A 21,013-nucleotide genomic window follows, 5' to 3' on the forward strand; every position below is an offset into this window, starting at 1 on the left:
GGCCCGGAGATGGCGAAGATCATCCTCACCACCGACGTGGCCAACCTCGGCGGCCCCGGCGACATCGTCGAGGTCAAGGACGGTTACGCGCGCAACTACCTGCTCCCGCGGGGTTACGCGATCGCGGCCACCAAGGGCGCGGAGAAGAACGTCCGCACGATCCAGCGCGCGCAGGAGAGCCGTCGCATCCGCGACCTCGACCACGCCAAGGAGATCAAGGCGACGCTGGAGGGCCTCGGCGCCATCCAGCTCACCGGCAAGTCGGCCGAGGGCTCGAAGAAGCTCTTCGGCTCGATCACCTCGGCCGAGATCGTGGACGCGATCAAGGCGGCCGGTGGCCCGCTGCTCGACAAGCGCGTCATCGAGCTGCGCGACCACATCAAGACGGTCGGCAAGCACTCGGTCGGCGCCCGGCTGCACCCCGACGTCAAGGTCGAGGTCCGGCTCGAGGTCAAGGCCAAGTAGCCAGTAGCACGTGCTGAAGGCGGGTCGCCCCTGGTGGGCGGCCCGCCTTCACGCGTTTCGGGGGAACCCCGGACACAACGGCCACGTCGTAGGAGAATGGGCGGGGACGCGAAGGGGATGGATCCGGATGGGTAACGAGGTCAACATGTCCGCGCTGGCCGGTGGCGGCGGGTTCACGTTCGACGCCGCCAAGATCGACGGCGTCATCAAGCAGTGGCAGGACCTCCAGGCCGACCTGAAGCGCGACTACGACGACGCCAACCTGATGGCGAACGTCAAGGCGCCCGGCAAGGAGTTCGCCAGCGGCGACTGGGAGAAGCTCGCGAACCCGTCCGGCAAGGCGTTCCTCGAGCAGAACAAGAAGATGCAGGAGTACGTCAAGAACTACATCGAGGCGCTGACCGCCGCGAAGCAGAAGATCACCACCAAGGAGTCGGACACGCAGGCCGACCTCTCGAAGACGGGGAACCAGGCCACGTGAACCGCCGACTGCTCGCCGTCCCGGCCGTGGCCTTCGCCGTGCTCGCGGTCGCCGGCTGCTCCAGCAAGACCGGGGGCACCGCCAACCCGGCGCCGACCGCCGATTCCGGCGGCAGCGAGACGTCGCGCTCGGCCGCCGACTCCGCGCCGCGGGTGCCGAGCCCGCTGAACACCGCGAACATCACGTCGGACGCCTGCACGACGATCGACGCGACCGGCCGGGCCAAGCTCGCCCTCGGCGACGGCACCCCGCGCACCACGGCGAACGGCCCGAGCTGCACCTTCCAGGAGGCCGCCGATCCGGGCAACCAGATCGACGTGACCACGGTGACGGCGAACAAGAACGGGCTCCAGGACGTCTACGACACCAAGGCGAACGACGCCTACTTCGAAGAGACGCAGGCCTACGGGTACCCCGCCGTCTACGCCGCCGCGGTGGACGACCGCAAGGACGGCAAGTGCGGCGTCTTCATCGGGGTGACCGACCAGCTGGCGGTCAACATCCTGGTGCAGTACGACAACGGCGCCGGCGCGACGGACCCCTGCGCGGTGGTGCAGAAGTTCGGCGAGTCGATGATCCAGACCTTGATGGGGGGCTGAGATGCTCGAACTGGTCCTGCTCGGCGGCTTCGCCGCGTACAACATGGCGACCACGCACTCGGACGACCACAACTCCGTGCAGGGTGATCGCAAGATCGACTGCTACGACATCTGGAACCAGATCACCACCGGCCCCGGCACGGGCTCGATCTCGAACGGCCAGGCGGCGGCGAGCCGGCTGAAGGGCGCCTACCAGGACCGGCTCACCACGATCGACGGCCTGGCCAAGGACATGGACGCGGCCTGGACCGGCGGCGGTTCCGAGGCGGCGCAGAACGCGGGCGCGCACCCGCTGCGGACCTGGATGGAGGACTCGGGCACCAAGCTGACCGACTCCGACAAGTACCTCGGCGAGCAGAACAACGCCTTCACCACGGTGCACGCCCAGGTGCAGGAGGTCCCGAAGGACCCGCCGAAGAACAACCTGCTCAACGCGGTGACGCCGTGGACGACCGACACCGACCGGGCGATCCGCGACTACAACACCAAGGGCCAGGCCAACGTCGACGCCTTCAACACCTACTACAAGTCGAGCAACGACAACGGCCAGAAGATGCCGACGTACTCCGCGCTGCAGGGGCAGCAGGAGAACGTCGCCGTCGACCAGGACAAGAACGGCAAGAAGAAGGACGACAAGAACGGCACCGGCGACGGGTCAGAACGCAGCGGCGGCCCGGGCGGCGGCCCCGGTGGGGGTCCGGGTGGCGGTCCCGGCGGTGTGAACATGCCGGGACCGGGCAGCGTCCCGTCCTTCGGCAGCCCGAACGTCCCCGGCGGCAGCTTCGACCCGTCGAAGGTGCCGGGCGGGAGCTACGACCCGTCCAAGGTGCCGGGCGGGAGCTACGACCCGTCCAAGGTGCCGGGCTTCGACCCGTCGCAGGTCCCCGGCGGGAACTACGACCCGTCCAAGATCCCGACGGGGAACTACACCCCGCCGAACTTCAACTCCGACGGCACGCACTCGTCGGGCTTCTCGCCTTCGGACGTGCCCGGCATGCCGGGGTTCGGGCCGGGGAGCAGCCCGAGCTTCTCGGGCGGCGGTGCCGGCGGTTTCGGACCGGGCGGCTCGAGCGGGGTCGGTGGAGTCGGCGGGATCGGCGACCCGACGGCGGGCTTCGGGCCGGGTGGCAGCGGCGGCTTCGGGCCCGGGAGCTCGACCGGCGCGGCGATGCCGGGCGCGTCCGGCGCCGGCCGCGGCGGCATGGGGGCCGGAGCCGGCGGTGCGATGGGCGCGGGCGGCGCGGCGGCCGGGCGCGGCGGCTCCACCGGGATGGGTGGCATGGGCGGCATGGGCCACGGCGCGAAGGGCCAGGGCGGCGGCGACGAGGAACGCACGTCGAAGTACCTGCTCGGCGACGACCCGAACGACATCTTCGGCACGGACGAGCTGACCGCGCCGCCGGTCATCGGCGAGTAACGCACGCGGGGCCACCGGGCGCGTGCCAAGATGGGCGCGCCCGGCTTTCCGGGTTCATCAAAGCTGATCTTCACTAGGGGGAAGAGCGGTGCTGGACAGGCAGGTCACCCTTTCGACCGGCACCGTGATCAACCTGATCCGGCGCCGTGGCGGGGAGCCGCACACGGTGCTGGCCGAGACGCCGACCTGGTACAGCGACGAGGCCCAGCGCGCCGAAGACGAGCGCGTCAACGCCGAGCTCACCAAGGCGGGCCTGTTCGGGCCGCGCGGCATGCACCCGGGGTTCGTCGCGACGATCGAAGCCGTCGCGCGGCCGCAGCTGGAGTACTACGGCTGGGTGGACGGCGGTTTCCAGGGCAAGGCGGTCAGCTACCGGCTGCTGGCCGGGAGCGCCGGCGGCGAGGCGTTCGTGCTGGCCAAGCACGAGCAGCTGGACGTCGTCGTGCTGGAGTCGACCCGTCCCGGTGAAGTGCTGGACGACTTCCTCGGCCAGATCCCGAAGCTCGCGCCGGGCCGTGGGACGCCGATCGCGGTGCCGAAGAGCCAGCTCGAGGGCGGCGGCCGCCGCGACGATGACGGCTTCGCCCTGATGCGCAACGACCGGCCGGCCGACGGCTCGCAGGAGGCCGACGAGCTCCGGCGGATCCTCGCGCTACGCCGAATGGGGAGCGGCAGCCTGTACGTCGCGGCCCGCAGCCGTACCGGATCGTGGCATCGCATCGAACGGCCGGTGAACTACATCGATACCTCGGAAGGCCGCTGGCTGACCGAGGAGATTCCGGGGCGTGGGGAGAGCCGGATCGCCTTCACCCCGGCCGACCAGCGCGTTCTCGCCGATCGGTTACGCAGCGCACAGGGCCGGCTCACCGCGGCGTGACGCGACGGCCGTTCAGCCCACCGGGTTACGCCTCTACCGTCCGTAGTTTTCATCCACAGGCTGTGGGGGTCAATGGGCCTGAGCTGGTCCACGACACGCCGAGCGACGGGTTTCACACGACACGCCGCACGAGTTTTGCGGAAGTTCTCCACACCTTACTCACAGGCCCTGAGCTGGGGATTCGCGGATGCCGATCACCCTTGTCCCCAACTTGTCCACAGCTATCGCGGCACCTGTGACTGGTTGCCCCCATTCATCCACAGGTTGTCCACAGATGGGTCCCCACCCTGAATTGCTTTCGGCCTTCCGGGGGACATAGCGTCCCCGCCGAGCCGGTACTCACGGTGGTGTCCGGCGTGGCGGTCGGACACTCATGACCCGTCTTCGCCGATCATCGGGGGACACGGCGGAAGAGGACTGGTGGCGCGGCTCGCGCCACGTGCTTCGAGAGTGAAGTTCCGGCATAATCGAACGGGTGTTCGCATGATGACGAGGAGGTGTCCGGAGCGGTGGCGCTGACCGACGACCGCGGTCCGATGTATGCGGAGAACGACCCGGGTCCGAGCGACCCCGGCTCCGGTGGCGGGTTCGACCGCCAGCCGCCGCAGGACATCACGGCCGAGCAGTCCGTGCTCGGCGGCATGCTGCTGTCCAAGGACGCCGTCGCCGACGTCATCGAGGCCCTCGGCCCCGACGACTTCTACCGCCCGGCGCACCAGGCGATCTACGACTGCATCCTCGACCTCTACGGCCGTGGCGAGCCCGCCGACCCGATCACCATCTCCGCCGAGCTGGAGCGCCGGGGCGAGCTGGGCCGCATCGGCGGCGCGCCGTACCTGCACACCCTGATCGCGACGGTGCCGACAGCGGCGAACGCCGGCTTCTACGCGGAGATCGTCGCGGAGAAGGCGGTGCTGCGCCGGCTGGTCGAGGCGGGCACCCGGATCGTGCAGTACGGCTACGGCGCGGCGGCCGCGGACGGCGCGAACATCGACGAGGTCGTCGACCGCGCCCAGGCCGCGATCTACGACGTCACCGAGCGCCGGACCAGCGAGGACTACGTCGCGCTGGAAGAGCTGCTGCAGCCGACGATGGACGAGATCGACGCGATCGCGTCCCGCGGCGGGCAGTCCCAGGGCATCCCGACCGGCTTCACCGACTTCGACGAGCTGACGAACGGCCTGCACCCGGGCCAGATGATCATCGTCGCCGCGCGTCCCGGTGTCGGCAAGTCGACGCTGGGGCTGGACTTCGCGCGCTCGGCGTCCATCCGGCACGGCCTGACCAGCGTCATCTTCTCGCTGGAAATGAGCCGGACCGAGATCGTCATGCGCATGCTCTCGGCCGAGGCGAAGATCCGCCTCGCCGACATGCGCGGTGGCAAGATGTCCGACGACGACTGGACGCGCCTGGCCCGCCGGATGAGCGAAGTCTCCGAAGCACCGCTGTTCGTCGACGACTCGCCGAACATGACGATGATGGAGATCCGCGCGAAGGCCCGCCGGCTGAAGCAGCGGCACGACCTCAAGCTCGTGGTCCTCGACTACCTGCAGCTGATGACGTCCGGCAAGCGCGTCGAGTCGCGGCAGCAGGAAGTCTCGGAGTTCTCGCGGCAGATGAAGCTGCTGGCGAAGGAGATCGAGGTCCCGGTGATCGCGATCAGCCAGCTGAACCGTGGTCCCGAGCAGCGGACCGACAAGCGCCCGATGCTGTCCGACCTGCGTGAGTCCGGCTCACTGGAGCAGGACGCCGACCTCGTCATCCTGGTCAACCGGCCGGACGCCTGGGAGCGGGACGACCCGCGCGCCGGCGAGGCGGACCTGATCATCGCGAAGCACCGTGCCGGCCCGACCGCGACGATCGTCGTCGCGCACCAGCTGCACTACAGCCGCTTCGTCGACCTGTCCCACGACTAGGCGGTAGCGACTAGCGGCCGAGTTCGCCGTACCCGCGGACGAACGCCGTCAGCAGCCGGCCGAAGTTCTCGCGGTCGTCGGCCGGCCAGCCGGCCATGACCTCGGCGAACACCGCGCGGCGGAAGGTGTGCAGCTCGTCGAGGTGGGCCTGACCGGCCTCCGTCGGCACGAGCACCGCACGCCGTCCGTCGTGCTGATCGGCTTCGCGCCGGAGAAGCCCCTGCTCGACCGCGCGCGCGACCAGCCGGCTCGCGCGCGGCTGGTCGACGCCCATCGCCGTGCTCAGCGCCGTCACCGTGCCGGCCTCGCCGCGTTCGGCGAGCTCCTCGACGACGTCGAGCAGCTCGTGCACCGGGTCGTGCCCGCCGCGGCCGCGCTCCTTGGCGATCCGGCTCAGCGCCCGCCGCTGCTGGCTGCGGCGGATCGCGATCATCGCGCGCTCGACCTCGGCCACCGCGTCCGTCATGGTTGCTCCACTCCCGAACTGCATGTACTTTTACATGTAGTTGTCCGACAACATTCGGAGTATCCATGAAACCCCTCGGCTGGTGGCTTCGCCACGTCCACGAGCTTCTCGAAACTTCCACGGCCCAGGCCCTCGACGCGGAATCGCTGACCCGCCGGCAGTGGCAGGTCCTCAACACGATCGCCCTCGGCGCCCGCACGCAGGCGGAGATCGACGTCGTCATGGCACCGTTCGGCTCGACGTTCGCGCAGGTCGCCGACCTGCGCGAACGCGGCTGGGTCGCCGACACCGGCGAGCTCACCGGCGAAGGCCGCGAAGCGCACGCCCGCGTCGAAGCGCGCATTAAGGCGTTCCGCTCGGCGGTGACCGACGGCGTCAGCGACGACGACTACCGCACGACGATCCGCACCCTCGAGCGCTGCGCGGCGAACCTCGAAGCCGCCTGAGGAATAACCACGACCGCGGCGGCGTCAGGTACTCTAGTAGTTGAACTTTCAAGCACTGGAGCCGTCGATGACCCGCAGCCCGGTCCTCTACCTCAGCCACGGTGCGCCGCCGCTCGCCGACGACGCCACGTGGACCCGTCAGCTCGCCGGCTGGTCCGCCGGCCTGCCGAAACCCACCGCGATCCTGGTCGTCTCGGCGCACTGGGAAGAAGCGCCGCTGACCCTCTCGGCCACGACGACCGTGCCGCTGGTCTACGACTTCTGGGGCTTCCCGGACCGCTACTACCAGGTGAAGTACGCGTCGCCCGGCGCGCCGGAGCTCGCGGCGAAGGTGAAGAAGCTGCTTCGCGCGACCGAGACGCCGGTCCACGACGCGCCCGACCGCGGCCTCGACCACGGCGCCTACGTGCCGCTCGTCGAGATGTACCCGGACGCCGACATCCCGGTGCTGCAGGTTTCGATGCCGTCGCTGGACCCGCAGGAGCTCTACGACCTCGGCCGCAAGCTGACGCCGTTGCGCGACGAAGGCGTGCTGATCATCGGCAGCGGCTTCTTCACGCACAACCTGAGCGGCATGGCCCGCTCGACCGACGGGACGCCGCCGGCCTGGTCGGCCGAGTTCGACCACTGGGGCGACGAGGTGCTGCGCAGCGGCGACGTCGACACGCTGCTCGACTTCCGGCACAAGGCGCCCGCGGCGGCTCTCGCGCACCCGCGGATCGAGCACTTCGCACCGCTGTTCGTCTCGCTCGGCGCCAGTTCCGCCGAAGGGCGCACGGTCATCGACGGGTTCTGGCACGGCCTGGCGAAGCGGTCTCTCCAGTTCTCCTGACCCGGGACGCGAACGAGCCCCAGGAGCCGGCGCTGGCTCCTGGGGCTCGTCGTCTCCAGGGAGGGAGAGTCTATTCAGTTGATGCAGGTAGTGCAGGTACTACTTGCGCTTGACGAAACCCAGCAGCTTCGAGAGGAAGCTGGTGGAGTCCAGGCCCGACATGGCCGGGACCTGCGCGGCCGGGGCCGCACCGTCGAGCACGGGCAGCTTCGCGTTGACCGGCAGCGCGGCCGGCGCGGCCGGCAGCGTCGTCGGGGCGGCGGGCAGCTGCGGGTTCACCGGCAGGGCCGGGGTCACCGGGAGCGCGACGGGCAGCGTCGGGACGCCGCCACCCAGGGCCGGGACGGCCGGGAGGGTGGGCAGCAGGCCGCCGCCGAGGGCCGGGACGTGCACCGGCAGGCCACCGGTCGGCAGGTCCGCACGCTCGGTGCCGTGCCCGGGCAGGGCACCGCCCAGCGCCGACAGGCTGCTCAGGCCGGGGAGGCCACCCGCGGTGGGCAGGCCCGGGGTCGGCAGGTGGGGCAGCCCGGACATCGGGCCGCTCACCGGCACGTCGGCGCGCTGGGTCGGGATGGCCGTCGGCAGCGCGGGCAGGCCCTGGGTGGGCAGCCCGGCGGTCGGCAGGCCACTGACCAGACCGGTCAGCGACGGCAGCTCGCCGGCGCCCAGCTCCGAACCCTCGACCGGGTTCGAGATGGCGTCGGCCGCGTCCGCGTCGTCACCGTCGATGCTGGTCATGTCGGTCGCGTCGGCGGTCGCGTTGCCGATCAGCTCCAGGGGAACCCCGAAGATCTGCACCGGCACCACGGCGTCGTGGTAGAAGTCGAAGCCCGACAGGCTCGACCCGTAACCATCGGTGACCGGCTCGCCGCCGTTCTCCGTGGTCAGCGAGTTGTCGCCGATGGCGTGCGCAACGCCACCCACGGCCACGCTGTCGCCGAACACCTGGGGGATCGCCGTCACCGGGATGTCCAGGATGTCGCCCGCGATCGCACCTTCGACACCGGAGGTGGTGTCGTCGCCCGCGTTGGTCACGGTGGTGGTGTTCATGCCGTCGCCGCTGGAGACCCCGGCCGCGCTCACCGCGTCGCCGAAGATCTGCACGACCGGCAGCGCGTCCGCACCGACGATGTCGCCGGCGATCGCGCCGCGGTCACCGTTGGTCGTGGCGTCGCCGCCCGCGGTGGACACGGTGTCGTTCGTGCCGGTGCCGTGGCCGAGGGCCGCACCCGCGACGCCGTCGCTGAACAGCTGCGCGGCACCCGCGACCGGGGCCTTGACGATGTTGCCGGCGATCGCGCCGTCCTGCCCGTCGGTGAGGGCGTCGCCACCCGCCGACGAGTCGGTGATGTTGTCGTTCTCACCGGTGCCGATGCCGCCGAGGGCGGCACCCGAGCCGGCGGCCAGCACCGGCAGGGAGACCGGGGCCTCGACGATGTTGCCGGCGCCCGCACCCGCGGGGCCGTTCGCCGTGACGTCGCCGCCCGCGTTGGACGTCGTGTCGGTCGAGCCCTTGCCGTGGCCCTGGCCGATGAAGGCGCCACCGATGTTGGCGACCTGCACCGGGAGCGACGCCGGGACGGTGCCCAGGTTGGAGCTCAGGAAGCCGTTGTCGTCCTTGGTGCTGCCACCGCCGCCGCCGGAGACGACCTTGGTCTCCTCCGCCGAGCCGGAGCCCTGGCCGATGAACGAGCCGCCGATGCCGAAGACCTCGGCGGGGACGGCGACCGGCACCTGGACGACGTTGCCCGAGCCGGACGAGTCGTTGCCCTGCGAGCCGTCGTACGCCCCGGCGGTGACCGTCTTGTCCTCGGTGGACTGGCCGGTCGCGTTGCCGATGTGGCTGGCGCCGATGCCGTAGACCTCGGGCGCGCCCGCGGTCTGGGTGTTGACGATGTTGCCGCCGAGGAAGCCGTCGTTGCCGCGGGTGTAGGACCCGTTGCCCGCGTTGGCGTCGGTGGTGTTGTCGTGGCTGGCGTGCGAGTTGCCGATGTACGTGCCACCGATGCCGAACGCCTCGACCGGGAGCGCGACCGACGGGTTCAGGACGTTGCCGCCCGCCGCCGAGCCGTCGCCGGCCGTCTTGACGAAGCCACCCGAGTCGACAGTGCTGGAGGAGCTGCCGCCCTGGGTCCCTTCACCGTCGCGACCCGCGGTCGCGTTGCCGGTGGCCGCGTTGCCGATCCACGACGCCGCGACACCCGCCACGTTGGCGACCGGGGAGAGCGACACCGCGCCCGCGTTGCCGTCGAGGAACGAGTCGTTGCCGCTCGTCTCTTCGTAGGTCGGGATGCCCAGCGAGCCTTCGCGGGTGTCCCCGGCCTTGGCGTCGGCGGAGGAGTTCGACAGCGTGTCCGCGTCCGAGCCCCACACGCCACCGGCGTTGCCGTTGAACTTGACCGGCAGGGCGATCGGCGCACCGATGATGTTGCCCGAGCCCGAGCCACCGTCACCGGCGGACTTGATGGAGCCACCCGAGGTGGCGTCGCTGTCGGCGTCGTACTGGCTGTACGCGTTGCCGAGGAGGTAGGACACGGCGTTGCCGGTCACCTGGACCGGGGTGGCGAACTGGCCGGCCACCACGTTGCCGGACAGGCCGGAGCCGGTGCCGTCGGTGTCGATGTCGCCGGTCTCGGTGGTGCTCTGGCTGGCCGAGCCGCCGTGCACCGCGCCACTGCCGCCCGCCACGCCGCCGGAGTTGCCGGCGATCTGGACCGGGAGCGCCCAGTCGAGGACGACGGCGTTGCCGGCGAGGCCGGACTTGGAGCCGTCGGTCGCGACGTCCTGGTTGTGGTTCCAGGTCTGCGAGTGGTCCGTGCCGTCGACCTGCGCGTCGCCGATGACGCCGACCGCGTTGTCCACGATCTGGATCGGCACGACGATGTCGCCGGCGACCTTGTTGCCCTTGAGGTTGCGGTGACCCGGGGTGAAGGCGCCCGCGCCGTCAGCCTTGGTGGCACCGCCGAGGGTGCTCTGGCTGATCGGGCTCGCTTCGTCGAGCTGCTTGACCGCTTCGTTCGCGGCCTTGGTGGCCGGCTTGGTGCTCAGCTCCGTCTGCCCGGCGGGCAGGTCCAGCTGGCCGAACGGGGTGCCGACCGCGTTGTTGGCTTCCGAGATCGGAGCCGTCACGTTCAGGTCGAGCGGGGAGGCCGGGGAGTCGGGGTTGACGTTCTCGTCAGCCGAGGCGATGCCGGTGCCCAGCATCAGCAAACCACCCGTGACCAGCGCGGTCTGGAGGCCGCGCTTTGCCCACGTCTGCATGGGGTGTTTCTCCTTTATTTCGGGTTCCCTTACGGGCTTATGGGGGTGCGCTCGTCGAATTCGAAATGGAGTCCGAGCCGCACCGGGAGGGGAAGGAACTTCTTGCGGGCGCAACAAAGCGCACCGCCGTGCCACGGGACTAGTGCGGACGCTGCGCCGTCAGATGAAGACGGACTTGGGCGCGTCAGCTACCCGTGGAGGGAGGTGTTTCAGTCAGGAGTGACACCGGGCTGCGTGCCCGGGGTGCGCGGCGTGTGCCGCAGGCCGCCGCGGTAAGCGCTGGCGGCGGCATCGCTGACGGCCGAGGAGACCCACGAGGGGACGCCGAAGTTCAAGCCGTCGAGGTGACCACCGGGGGCAGAGCTGCCACCCGGGGCGGTGGGAACAGACGGTGCGGCCGGAAGCTGCACCGGGACCAGCGGCGACGACGGCAGATCACGGTGCGAGTCGCGGGACTCGCCCGCGGCACCGGTGACGTCGTTCTGCTGGACACCCGTCGGCATCGCGAGCGCTGCTCGCAACACGGCGGGGAGCTGGACGGCCGAGACGGCGACCGAGTCCGTGGCCTGACCGATTTCCTCGGTCACCGGCCCCTGCGGCTCGACCGGGGCGAGGCCCGGGAGCTGGGGGAGCGGAACCAGGTTGCCCTGGCCGGCGGGGTCGAGCAGCTGCAGCACATCGTGCGCCGGCTCGGGGGTGAAGGTCTGTTCGAGGACCTCGCGGGTGTCCTGCGGCTTGCGGGCGATGTGCTCGACCGCGCCCAGGGTGCGGTGCGCCGGGCTGACCACGGCGTCCTCGGCCAGGTCCGAGACCGAGTCGCTGACGCGCTCGGAGACCTCGTGCTCGAGGGTGCGGGCGCACGGCTTGCTCCACGCCGTGGCGTCCTGGTGGCAGCTCGAAGCCGAGACGTCGGTCGCCGCGTTCGTCGCGCCTTCGTTCACGTCACCGAGGCTGCCGGTGGCGGCCTCGGCGATCGGGGCGGTGCCCACCTCGACGGTGTCGGCGGACGCGGTGCCGCCGGAGACGAGCCACGCGGCGGCGGTGCCGGCGACGGCGCCACCGAGGACGAGCAGCGCACGCGACACGAGACGGCGCGAGCGCTTGGCGCCCTGCCCCTCGTTCGTCGCGATGTTCGCCACTCGTTGTCTCCTGACGCACTCGACCCGTTGCTACATAACGTTGCGGTAGCGACCTAACCAAACACCCGGCGTGACGCGCACCCTCGAAACGACTTGATGCCCCCATCGTGTGAAGAACACACGGTGTATTTCGTTCTGACGATCAGTGATCACAGCTGGCAGTCCGGCGAATCGGACGTCTCAGCCAGTACGGTGTGGCGGTGAGCCACGCGCGAGGAGAAGACCCGTTCCTGCCGGAGCACGAGGACATCACGGGACTGATCCCCCGGGGGCTGCGCATCAGCGCCGCGCTCGCGTGGCGGTTCATCGTGATCGTCGCCGCGCTGTACGCGGTGGTGTGGGTGATCGGCTACCTCTCGGTGGTCGTCATCCCGCTGTCCATCGCCCTCTTGGTTTCCGCTCTGCTGGCACCGGCGGTGCAGAAGCTGGTGGCGTTGAAGTTCCCCCGCGGGCTGGCGACCGCGATCGTGGTGATCGCCGGGCTGGCCGTGCTGGGCGGGCTGCTGACGTTCGTCATCACGCAGTTCTCCTCCGGCCTGCCCCAGCTGCAGCAACAGCTGAACGCGAGCCTCGACCAGATCAAGAACTGGCTGCTCAACGGCCCGCCGCACCTGCGGCAGGAGCAGATCCAGGACTTCATCAACCAGGCGATCGGCTTCATCCAGAACAACCAGGCGTCCATCACCACGACGGCGCTGACCACGGCGAGCACCGTCGGCGAGATCCTCACCGGCTTCCTGCTGACGCTGTTCATCACGATCTTCTTCCTCAGCGGCGGCGACGGCATCTGGACGTTCCTGGTCCGCGTCGTGCCGGGCCGGGTCCGCAACCGGGTCGACGTCGCCGGGCGCCGCGGGTTCGCCTCGCTGGTCAGCTACGTCCGCGCGACGGCCGCGGTCGCCGTCGTCGACGCGGTCGGCATCGGCGTCGGCCTGTGGATCATGGGTGTGCCGCTGGTGATCCCGCTGGCGACGCTGGTCTTCATCGGCGCGTTCATCCCGATCATCGGCGCCGTGCTGACCGGTGGCGTCGCCGTGCTGATCGCGCTGGTGACTAACGGCCCCATCGGCGCGGTCATCGTGCTCGGCATCGTCATCGGCGTGATGCAGCTGGAGAGCCACATCCTGCAGCCGCTGCTGCTCGGGCGGGCGGTGAAGCTGCACCCGCTGGCCGTGGTCCTGGCCATCACCGCCGGCTTGGTCGCGGGCGGGATCGCCGGCGCGCTGCTGGCCGTGCCGCTGCTGGCCGTGCTGAACGCCGGCGTCCGGTCGCTGCTGCACGAGCGGAACCCGGACCCGGCCGAGGTCGACGTCCTCAAGGACCAGGCCGCGCAGCCGAACGACGCCGAACCCGGCACCCCCGACGCGGAGGTGCCGACGATCGGTGAGGACGACGAAGAAGACGAAGAGAAGAACGCCCGCGCGGCGACGGCCGTGAACAAGGACGACAAGAAGGAATGACCACCGCGCGGACGCCGGACCCGATCACGCCGCTGTGGCGCGGCGTGAACGCGTTCCGCGTGCTCACCTGGGCGTTCGCCTGCGGCACGGTCGTCGTGCAGCACGAGCAGTACCGGCGTGAGTGGCTGGCCTGGACGCTGCTGGGCGCGATGGCGGTCTGGTCGGTCGTGATCAGCGTGCTGTACCTGCGCGAGCGGACGCGGCCGCCGTGGCTGGTCGTCGCCGACGTCGTGGTCGGTACCGGGCTGCTGCTCACCTCGCCCTTCGTCCTGAGCGACGCGCAGTTCGCGCTGAACGTCCCGCTCATCACGACGGTGTGGGCGGCGGTGCCGCCGGTGGCCGCGGGCGCGCGGTTCGGCGCGGTCGGCGGCGTGCTCGCCGGCCTGGTCGTCGGGGTGGCGACCGGGCTCGCGCGCGAGAAGTTCGACCTCGACGTCGCGCGGGACGGCGTCCTGCTCGCCGCCGCCGGGCTGCTGGTCGGGATGGCCGCGACGCTGAGCCGGCAGGCCGCGACCCGCCTGGCGCAGGCGCTGCGGAAGGAAGCGGCGACCGCCGAACGCGAGCGGCTGGCCCGGTCGATCCACGACAGCGTGCTGCAGGTCCTCGCCCGCGTCCGCAAGCGCGGCAACGAGGTCGGCGGCGAGGCGGCCGAGCTGGCCCGGCTGGCGGGCGAGCAGGAGATCGCGCTGCGGTCGCTGGTGACGACGGAACCGCTGAAGCCGAGCGAGACCGGGACGACGAGCCTGCGCACGGCGTTGCAGCTGCTCGCGACGCCGTCGGTGCAGGTCTCGACCCCGGCGGACGACGTCGAGCTGCCCGCGCACGTCACGGACGAGCTCGTCGCCGTCACCAGGGAAGCGCTGGCCAACGTCGAGAAGCACGCGGGTGCGGACGCGCACGCGTGGGTGCTGCTGGAGGACCTCGGCACCGAGGTGGTGGTGAGCGTCCGCGACGACGGACCGGGCATTCCGGACGGCGTTCTCGAGCGAGCGGCCGCGAACGGGCACCTCGGCGTGGTGGAATCCATCCGGGGCCGGGTGCGCGACCTCGGCGGGAGCGCGGCCCTCGACACCGGTCCCGGCCGGGGCACGGAGTGGGAGGTCAGGGTGCCGAGCACCAGGAGCGCGTCATGAGCGAACCACGGATTTCGGTGATGGTGGTCGACGACCACCCGATCTGGCGGGACGGGGTGGCCCGCGACCTCACCGAACACGGCTTCGACGTGCGGGCGACCGCCCCGGACGCCGACGCGGCGCTGCGGATCGCGCGGACCGTGCGGCCGGACGTCGTGCTGATGGACCTCAACCTCGGCACCACCTCCGGCGTCGACGCCACCCGCGAGATCACGGCGGCCCTGCCGTCGACGCGGGTGCTGGTGCTCTCGGCGAGCGGGGAGCACAAGGACGTCCTCGAGGCGGTGAAGGCCGGCGCGTCCGGTTACCTGGTGAAGTCGGCGTCCGCGGCCGAGCTGGTCGACGCCGTGCGCCGGACCGCCGTCGGCGACCCGGTGTTCACCGCGGGCCTGGCCGGCCTGGTGCTCGGCGAGTACCGGCGGATGGCCGACGCCCCCGCCGAGGGGGCCGAGCCGCCGCGGCTGACCGAGCGCGAGACCGACGTCCTGCGCCTGGTCGCGAAGGGGCTCACCGCGCGCCAGATCGCCGAGCGGCTCGTGCTGTCGCACCGGACCGTCGAGAACCACGTGCAGTCGACGCTGCGGAAGCTGCAGCTGCACAACCGCGTCGAGCTGGCCCGGTACGCGATCGAGCACGGCCTCGACGAGGAGTAGTAGTCACGGCAGGACGGTGATGCCGCCCCAGTCGCCCGCGGGCAGCGCGGCCTTGCCCAGCCGCCAGGTCGGCTCGCCCGGGTGCCAGGCGGCGAGGACGCCGTCGGCAAGCACCAGATCACCCGAGTCACTCCAGTCCATTCCGCCGCCGTCGTTGAGGTGCTCGGTGACGAACGGCATCCCCGGCGCGTGTTCCCAGCTCAGCGAGTCCGGGCGGAGCAGCCAGATGTCACGCAGCTGCGTGTTGGTGGCCCGGTAGGAGTGGACGGCGAAGTCGGCGGCGAACAGAGCGCCTTCGCGGGAGGTCACCACCGTGGGCGCGGGCCCGATCGTCGGCCGGCTGAGCTTCTTGCGGCTGTTGTCGCGCAGGTCGACCAGGGTGAGATCGGTCAGGCCGTCGAGCAGCATCCGGTCCCCGGCGACGGCGAGGATGCGCGGCGCCTGCTGCACCGTGCGGCCGGTCGCCGGCTCGATGAGCGCGTCCGTCGACTCGGCGCCGTCGGCGTTGATGGTGATCAGGAGGCCGTACTTCGTCTCGGCGCGGACCTGGGTGTGGCAGCTGGCGGACTGGCCGTGGCCGACCTCGCCGCCGTCGAGCGTCACGTGCTGGAGCCGGCAGCTGTCCGGCGCGTCCTGCCGGATCACCCACACGCTCGCGCCGTCGACGCCGGGCGCCACGGACCAGGCGCGGCCGAGCGACCGCGGCGGGCTCGCCGGGCCGGTGTAGACGAAGACGTCGAACAGGTCGTTGTCGTGGTGGGCGGTCAGGACGGCGGACTTCCCGACGCGCACGACGCTCATCCCGGCATCACCGCCGGGGTAACCGGGCGGAGTGCCCGCGGGCCCGCGGTCGGCGTCGAAGAGGGTCGGGCCGGTGGTGGGGAGCAGTGCGGTGACGCCGATCCCGCCGGAGGCGGCCACGCCGTGGAGGCCCTCCGGCAGGGCAGCCGCGGAGGTCGGCGGCGCGCTGGTGGGCGCCGGAGCCGGCGGCGGGGCGGGCTCGTCGCCGGTGCACCCGGCCAGCACGAAGAGCGCCGCGCCGAGCGCGGCACCGCGAAGTACGGGTCCGTTCAGGGTTTTCCCCCGATCTCCCTGGAGGAATCCGGTTCTACCATCGTGGACATGGGCGAGGAAGAGACCACGACGGTACAGCCGGCTACCGAGACCAAGCCGTTGAGCGAGCGCGATCTTCGGGTGTCCGACGACGAGCGCGAGCACGTCGTCGGGGTGCTCCAGAAGGCCATCGGCCGCGGGATGATCGACCTGGACGAGTTCACCGAGCGCACGGACCGCGCGCTCGCGTCGAAGACGCGGGGCGAGCTGAACACCGTGCTGGCCGACCTCGCCGGTCTCCACCACCCGGCCGCGGCCGGCGCGGCGGCCCCGTCGTACGCGCCCCCGGTGGGCTTCGGCGGCGGTTACGTGCCCGGTCAGCGCTTCGAGCTCAACGCGAAGTACTCGTCCCTGCACCGCGGCGGCCCGTGGGTGGTGCCGTCGGAGATGGTCGTGCGGAACAAGTACGGCTCGACCAAGCTGGACTTCACCGAGGCCCAGGTCCAGTCGCCGGTGGTGCACATCGAGCTGGACGCCAAGTGGGGCTCGGTCGAGATCGTCATCCCCGAGCACGCGGCGGTCGACGTCAACGCGATCAGCGACGTCAAGTTCGGCTCGATGGAGGACAAGACCCACAGCAACGGCCGCATGGGCAACCCGCGGTACGTGCTGAGCGGCCGCGTCCACGGCGGCTCCCTGGTCATCCGCCACCCGCGACGCGGGCTCTTCGGCTAGCCCGGGGCCCCTCTGCCCCCGGCGTCAAGAAGGCCTCCCCTGCCCAGGCATCGGGCGGGGGAGGCCTTCGCCCGTCAAACGGCGATCGGCTGGGCGGTCCGCAGGTGCCGGGCGACGAAGTAGACGAGAACGGCGAAGGCGACCGCGCTCAGGCCGGCGACGGCGTGGAGGCCGTCGGCTTCGTCGTGGGCGCGGACGATGGCGTTGCCCAGGGTGCCGACGGTCGCCATGCCGAGGGCGTAACCGAACTCGTTGGCGGTCTGGGCGAGCGACGCGGCGGCCCCGGCCCGGCGCGGCGGCACGGACCCGACGACGAGATCGGTCCCGAGCGTGACCATCGGCCCGACCCCCAGCGACGTCACCGCGAACCCGATCGCCGGCCACACGGGGTCGGCGTCGGCGAAGGCCAGCACGACCATGCCGAGCGCGGCGGTGACGACCCCGCCCGCGATGAGCGTGCCGGTCGGCACGCGCCGGGCCAGCACGGGAGCGACGAGGAAGCTGATGGTCGAGGTGATCATCCCGGGCAGCAGCCCGAGCGCCGCGGCGATGGGCGAAAGGTGCAGCGCGAGCTGGAAGAACTGCGCGACGAACAGCATCGTGGTGCCGCCGAGCATGCTGAACAGCAGCATCCCGCCGAGCGCGGTCCGGAACGCCTTCCCGGCGAAGAGCCGCAGGTCGAGCAGCGGCTCGTCGAGCGTCCGCTGCCGTTTCACGAAGACGTACCCGACGGCGATCCCGGTGATCAGGGCCGCGACCGGCAGCGGGCGGACGCCGTCGCGAGCGAGCTCCTTGACGCCGTAGACGGCGGGCAGGATCGCGGCGAGCGACAGCGCGACACTGGGCAGATCGAGGCGGCCGGCGGTCTCGTCGCGGTACTCGGGCAGCAGCTTCGGGCCGATGACCAGCAGCAGGACCATGGCCGGGACGCCGAGCAGGAAGACCGAGCCCCACCAGAAGTGTTCGAGCAGGAACCCGCCGACCACCGGCCCGATGATCGCACCGACGGAGAAGCACCCGGCCCAGATCCCGATCGCCGACGCACGTTGCCGCGGGTCGGTGAACATCGTCCCGATGAGCGCGAGGGTCGAGGGAGCGAGCGTCGCCCCGGCGATCCCGAGCACGGCCCGCGCCCCGATGAGCATCACGGCACTGGTGGAGAAGGCCGCGACGACGGAGGCAAGCCCGAAGGCGGTGGCCCCGATGAGCAGCAGCTTCCGCCGCCCGATCCGGTCTCCGAGGGTCCCCATGGTGACCATGAACCCGGCGACCATGAAGCCGTAGGTGTCCATGATCCACAGCTGTTCGGTGCCATCGGCGTGCAGGCTGACGGCGAGTTTCGGCAGCGCGAGGATGAGCACGAAGACATCGAGCGACACGAGAAGGGTGGGCAGCGCGAGCACGGCCAGCCCAACCCACTCCCGCCGCCCGGCCCGGGTACCTGTGGCCATGACCGTTACCTCCCGACTCGGCTTTCTCCTTCACCAAGGCGTCGAGCGGGCCGGGCCGGAATCGACACTCTTGCCCAGACGCCGTGAAGGCCACCTCGGACCGGGGTCCGAGATGGCCTTCACGGGACGTCGTTGTCCACACCCCTCGAACGTTGTGGACAACTCCGCGTCCCAGGTTCGCACAAACCCGGACCGTCGGTGATGACCGATAGACTGAGCGTGGGGGCGGCCGCCGTTGCCTTCGTGGCTCTCGACCAGGTCAGGGACGGGTGGCGGCTCGCGCGGCCGTCGGGTTCGACGTCGCCAGGGCCGCCTCCGCCAGTGCCTCGCACTCCGCCAGCGTGACGCTCGCCAGGGCGGCGCCCACCGTGCGGACCGCCGGGGCGTTCATCGAGAGGCTCGTCAGGCCGAGGCCCGCCAGGACCAGGGCCAGCCGGGGGTCGGCCGCCGCTTCGCCACAGACTCCTGCCGGTTTGCCCGTGGCCTTGGCCGCGTCGCCGATCAGCTTGAGCAGGCGCAGCAGCGCCGGCTGCCACGGGTCGTTCAGCTTCGCGACCGCGCCCAGCTGGCGGTCGGCCGCGAACGTGTACTGCGCCAGGTCGTTCGTGCCGACCGAGACGAAGTCGACGGCCTCGAGGATTTCGCGGGCGCTCAGCGCCGCCGCCGGGATTTCGATCATCACGCCGGCGCGGGCAATGCCCGCCGCGCGGACGCGGTCGGCGAACCAGGCGGCTTCCTCGACCGTCGCGACCATCGGCGCCATCACCGAGACCTCGGCGCCCGAGTCTTCCGCGGCACCCGCGATCGCTTCGAGCTGGCGGTCCAGGATCTCCGGGCGGTCGAACGCCACGCGCAGCCCGCGCACCCCGAGCGCCGGGTTCGGCTCGGCCTCCGGCGACAGGAAGGCGAGCGGCTTGTCGGCGCCCGCGTCCAAGGTCCGGACGATCACGGGCTTGCCGCGGAACGGCGACAGCACTGCGGTGTAGGCCGCGCGCTGGTCGGCCACCGACGGCTCGGCCGGCGCGTCCAGGTAGCAGAACTCGGTGCGGAACAGGCCGACGCCCTCGGCGCCCGCGTCCGCCGCGGCCTGCGCGTCGGCCGGAGAGCCGACGTTGCCGTAGACCTTCACGCGGTGGCCGTCGGACGTCGCGCCGGTGCCGTTCCACTCGGCCAGCTGGGCCACCGTCGCGGTGACGACCGGGGCCGCGGGGTCGGCTAACTCGACGGCACCCGTGTCGCCGTCGACCGCAAGCGCTTGCGCGTCCAGCGCCAGCAGGCCGCGGACCGCGACGACGGCCGGGATGCCGAGCGCGCGGGCCAGGATCGCGGTGTGGCTGGTCGGGCCGCCCTCTTCGGTGACCAGGGCGAGCACCTTCGCCGGGTCGAGGCCGGCGGTGTCGGCGGGCGCGAGGTCGCGGGCGACCAGCACGCTCGGCGTCGCCAGCTCGGGCACCCCGGGCGGCGCGATGCCGAGCAGCTCGGCGATCAGCCGGTCACGCACGTCGCGGACGTCGCGGACGCGCTCCGCCATGTACCCGCCCGCGGCGGCCAGCGCCTCGGCGAAGCCCTCGGCGGACTGGTAGACGGCGCGCGTCGCGGGCAGTCCCTGGGTCTTGACCAGCTGTTCCGCCTGCGAGGCGAGCGCCGGGTCGGCGGCCATCGCGGCGGTCGTGATCAGGATCGTCGCCGCTTCACCGGACGCGGTCTCGGCCTGTTTCTCCAGGCGCGCGGCCACGGCTTCGGCGGCGGGCACGATCCGGGCGGCCTCGGCGGCCGGATCGGCCGGGGCCGGGGTGGCGGCGGGCTCACCCAGCGGCTCCGCGACGCGGACGACGGGACCACTCGCGCGGCCGGGGCTGACGGCGACCCCGGACAAAGGCCCCGCCGACGTGCGTCCCGCAGCGGAGGCGGCATCAAGCTCAGACGACATGGTCTAGACCATAGCTCAGATAGACCTGGATATCTCGTGGTGGCGGGCACAAGCCGCGACGGCGTACCTGTTCGAGTACCGGCCGGACCTCCTCGTGCCACCAGGCCTCGGCCAGCTCGTCGCGGCTGGACACCGGCCGCCCGGCCAGCATACGGCGGAATCCCCAGGCCTCGGCCGAGTCGGCGAGCCGGAACCAGTCGGCCGGATCGTCGAGCCACAGGCCGAAGCGGACGTCGTCCGGCAGCGGTACGCGCTCCAGGAACAGTCGCTCCGCGGTCTTCGACGGCAGGTCCGCGAGCGTCAGGCAGCGCATCGCGCACGCGATCGTGCAGATCCGCCGGACCCGCGCGCGGATGGTGCGGGCGCCGCGAGCCCGCTCGATGGCGACGCGGTGGTGGCCGTCGTCGACGAAGAACATGTCGGTGACGCCTTCGAGCCGCACGAGCCGCACCGGCGGGAGCTCGGCCGACGTCCGCGTCAGGCTCTCCCAGCGTTCGCGCAGTGCCCGGTTGCGCGGCCGGAACTCACGGTCGAAGTCGCCGGCGCGGGCCACGGTGCCGACGATGTCCTCCAGCGGCACGTCGTAGCCGCCTTCGTCGATCTCGAACTGCCTGCCGAGCGCCTTCAGCGTCTCGTCGAGCGGCATGATCGCGAGGTGATCCGCGCGTCTCGCTTCGGCTATCGCCCTCAGGTGAGCCG

19 protein-coding genes are annotated in these 21,013 nt (G+C 71.5%); 12 read left to right on the plus strand and 7 right to left on the minus strand.

Annotated features, from left to right (window positions below):
- The first annotated feature begins 9 nt into the window (after positions 1-9).
- The 6 genes from rplI (at position 10) to dnaB (ending at position 5,755) form a co-directional block, all read left to right on the plus strand.
- Entirely contained in the window at positions 10-465 is a 456-nt protein-coding gene (gene rplI / locus MUY22_RS11960; protein ID WP_247059561.1) for a 50S ribosomal protein L9, read from the plus strand.
- A 127-nt stretch (positions 466-592) separates the two neighbouring features.
- Positions 593-946 carry a hypothetical protein gene (locus MUY22_RS11965; protein ID WP_247059562.1) on the plus strand — a complete coding sequence of 118 codons (354 nt, stop codon included), beginning with the start codon at positions 593-595 and terminating at the stop codon, positions 944-946.
- Positions 943-1,545, plus strand: coding sequence for a DUF3558 domain-containing protein (locus MUY22_RS11970; protein ID WP_247059563.1), 603 nt, complete (start codon positions 943-945; stop codon positions 1,543-1,545). Before MUY22_RS11965 ends, MUY22_RS11970 begins: the two co-directional genes overlap by 4 nt.
- A 1-nt stretch (position 1,546) precedes the next feature.
- A complete protein-coding gene (locus MUY22_RS11975) occupies positions 1,547-2,962 on the plus strand; it encodes a hypothetical protein (RefSeq protein WP_247059564.1) in 1,416 nt (471 codons plus the stop codon).
- Positions 2,963-3,050: 88 nt separating this feature from the next.
- Entirely contained in the window at positions 3,051-3,839 is a 789-nt protein-coding gene (locus tag MUY22_RS11980; protein WP_247059566.1) for an ESX secretion-associated protein EspG, read from the plus strand.
- A gap of 509 nt (positions 3,840-4,348) precedes the next feature.
- Positions 4,349-5,755: a replicative DNA helicase gene (gene dnaB, locus MUY22_RS11985; protein WP_247059567.1), complete on the plus strand. Its 1,407-nt coding sequence runs from the start codon at positions 4,349-4,351 to the stop codon at positions 5,753-5,755.
- 10 nt (positions 5,756-5,765) lie between these two features.
- Here dnaB and MUY22_RS11990 read toward each other — a convergent pair whose 3' ends face one another.
- Positions 5,766-6,221 carry a MarR family winged helix-turn-helix transcriptional regulator gene (locus tag MUY22_RS11990; protein ID WP_247059568.1) on the minus strand — a complete coding sequence of 152 codons (456 nt, stop codon included), beginning with the start codon at positions 6,219-6,221 and terminating at the stop codon, positions 5,766-5,768.
- 65 nt (positions 6,222-6,286) lie between these two features.
- Here MUY22_RS11990 and MUY22_RS11995 point away from each other — a divergent pair, with 65 nt between their 5' ends.
- Both MUY22_RS11995 and MUY22_RS12000 read left to right on the plus strand, forming a co-directional pair.
- Positions 6,287-6,667, plus strand: coding sequence for a MarR family winged helix-turn-helix transcriptional regulator (locus MUY22_RS11995; RefSeq protein WP_247059569.1), 381 nt, complete (start codon positions 6,287-6,289; stop codon positions 6,665-6,667).
- A 67-nt stretch (positions 6,668-6,734) separates the two neighbouring features.
- The gene (locus tag MUY22_RS12000) at positions 6,735-7,499 is read left to right on the plus strand and encodes a dioxygenase (protein ID WP_247059570.1); all 765 of its coding nucleotides are present in this window, start codon (positions 6,735-6,737) and stop codon (positions 7,497-7,499) included.
- Between the two features lie 99 nt (positions 7,500-7,598).
- Here MUY22_RS12000 and MUY22_RS12005 read toward each other — a convergent pair whose 3' ends face one another.
- Together MUY22_RS12005 and MUY22_RS12010 are read right to left on the minus strand one after the other, a co-directional pair.
- Positions 7,599-10,760 carry a PE-PGRS family protein gene (locus MUY22_RS12005; RefSeq protein ID WP_247059571.1) on the minus strand — a complete coding sequence of 1,054 codons (3,162 nt, stop codon included), beginning with the start codon at positions 10,758-10,760 and terminating at the stop codon, positions 7,599-7,601.
- A gap of 209 nt (positions 10,761-10,969) precedes the next feature.
- Entirely contained in the window at positions 10,970-11,899 is a 930-nt protein-coding gene (locus tag MUY22_RS12010; protein WP_247059572.1) for a hypothetical protein, read from the minus strand.
- A gap of 200 nt (positions 11,900-12,099) precedes the next feature.
- Between MUY22_RS12010 and MUY22_RS12015 the strand changes: the two genes are divergently transcribed.
- Genes MUY22_RS12015 through MUY22_RS12025 form a run of 3 tightly spaced genes read left to right on the plus strand, consistent with a single transcriptional unit; the run spans position 12,100 to position 15,145 of the window.
- A complete protein-coding gene (locus tag MUY22_RS12015) occupies positions 12,100-13,359 on the plus strand; it encodes an AI-2E family transporter (protein WP_247059573.1) in 1,260 nt (419 codons plus the stop codon).
- Positions 13,356-14,492, plus strand: a complete 1,137-nt coding sequence (gene macS, locus MUY22_RS12020) for a MacS family sensor histidine kinase (RefSeq protein WP_247059575.1) — start codon at positions 13,356-13,358, stop codon at positions 14,490-14,492. The genes MUY22_RS12015 and macS overlap by 4 nt, the downstream gene beginning before the upstream one ends.
- Positions 14,489-15,145: a response regulator transcription factor gene (locus MUY22_RS12025; RefSeq protein ID WP_247059576.1), complete on the plus strand. Its 657-nt coding sequence runs from the start codon at positions 14,489-14,491 to the stop codon at positions 15,143-15,145. Before macS ends, MUY22_RS12025 begins: the two co-directional genes overlap by 4 nt.
- Positions 15,146-15,148: 3 nt before the next feature.
- On the opposite strand, the gene MUY22_RS12030 is transcribed toward MUY22_RS12025, so the two are convergent.
- Entirely contained in the window at positions 15,149-16,171 is a 1,023-nt protein-coding gene (locus MUY22_RS12030) for a hypothetical protein (protein ID WP_247059577.1), read from the minus strand.
- Between the two features lie 96 nt (positions 16,172-16,267).
- Between MUY22_RS12030 and MUY22_RS12035 the strand changes: the two genes are divergently transcribed.
- Positions 16,268-16,933, plus strand: a complete 666-nt coding sequence (locus MUY22_RS12035) for a DUF1707 domain-containing protein (RefSeq protein ID WP_247059578.1) — start codon at positions 16,268-16,270, stop codon at positions 16,931-16,933.
- Positions 16,934-17,007: 74 nt separating this feature from the next.
- Here the strand turns inward: MUY22_RS12035 and MUY22_RS12040 are convergent, their stop codons facing one another.
- The 3 genes from MUY22_RS12040 to MUY22_RS12050 form a co-directional block, all read right to left on the minus strand.
- Positions 17,008-18,384 (minus strand): MFS transporter, encoded by a 1,377-nt coding sequence (locus tag MUY22_RS12040; protein WP_247059579.1) that lies wholly within the window; start codon positions 18,382-18,384, stop codon positions 17,008-17,010.
- Positions 18,385-18,643: 259 nt separating this feature from the next.
- The gene (gene ptsP, locus MUY22_RS12045; RefSeq protein WP_247059580.1) at positions 18,644-20,314 is read right to left on the minus strand and encodes a phosphoenolpyruvate--protein phosphotransferase; all 1,671 of its coding nucleotides are present in this window, start codon (positions 20,312-20,314) and stop codon (positions 18,644-18,646) included.
- Positions 20,304-20,960: a hypothetical protein gene (locus MUY22_RS12050; protein WP_247059581.1), complete on the minus strand. Its 657-nt coding sequence runs from the start codon at positions 20,958-20,960 to the stop codon at positions 20,304-20,306. The genes ptsP and MUY22_RS12050 overlap by 11 nt, the downstream gene beginning before the upstream one ends.
- Positions 20,961-21,013 lie beyond the last annotated feature (53 nt).

Origin of the sequence: Amycolatopsis sp. WQ 127309 (assembly GCF_023023025.1) — a bacterium.
GTDB lineage: Bacteria > Actinomycetota > Actinomycetes > Mycobacteriales > Pseudonocardiaceae > Amycolatopsis.

Excerpts from the sequence above, each read along its gene's own strand:
- rplI (WP_247059561.1), top strand. The coding sequence starts at position 10 with ATGGCGAAGATCATCCTCACCACCGACGTGGCCAACCTCGGCGGCCCC.
- MUY22_RS11965 (WP_247059562.1), top strand. The coding sequence starts at position 593 with ATGGGTAACGAGGTCAACATGTCCGCGCTGGCCGGTGGCGGCGGGTTC.
- MUY22_RS11975 (WP_247059564.1), top strand. The coding sequence starts at position 1,547 with ATGCTCGAACTGGTCCTGCTCGGCGGCTTCGCCGCGTACAACATGGCG.
- MUY22_RS11990 (WP_247059568.1), bottom strand. The coding sequence starts at position 6,221 with ATGACGGACGCGGTGGCCGAGGTCGAGCGCGCGATGATCGCGATCCGC.
- MUY22_RS11995 (WP_247059569.1), top strand. The coding sequence starts at position 6,287 with ATGAAACCCCTCGGCTGGTGGCTTCGCCACGTCCACGAGCTTCTCGAA.
- MUY22_RS12000 (WP_247059570.1), top strand. The coding sequence starts at position 6,735 with ATGACCCGCAGCCCGGTCCTCTACCTCAGCCACGGTGCGCCGCCGCTC.
- MUY22_RS12005 (WP_247059571.1), bottom strand. The coding sequence starts at position 10,760 with ATGCAGACGTGGGCAAAGCGCGGCCTCCAGACCGCGCTGGTCACGGGT.
- macS (WP_247059575.1), top strand. The coding sequence starts at position 13,356 with ATGACCACCGCGCGGACGCCGGACCCGATCACGCCGCTGTGGCGCGGC.
- MUY22_RS12025 (WP_247059576.1), top strand. The coding sequence starts at position 14,489 with ATGAGCGAACCACGGATTTCGGTGATGGTGGTCGACGACCACCCGATC.
- MUY22_RS12035 (WP_247059578.1), top strand. The coding sequence starts at position 16,268 with ATGGGCGAGGAAGAGACCACGACGGTACAGCCGGCTACCGAGACCAAG.
- MUY22_RS12040 (WP_247059579.1), bottom strand. The coding sequence starts at position 18,384 with ATGGCCACAGGTACCCGGGCCGGGCGGCGGGAGTGGGTTGGGCTGGCC.
- ptsP (WP_247059580.1), bottom strand. The coding sequence starts at position 20,314 with ATGTCGTCTGAGCTTGATGCCGCCTCCGCTGCGGGACGCACGTCGGCG.
- MUY22_RS12050 (WP_247059581.1), bottom strand. The coding sequence starts at position 20,960 with ATGCCGCTCGACGAGACGCTGAAGGCGCTCGGCAGGCAGTTCGAGATC.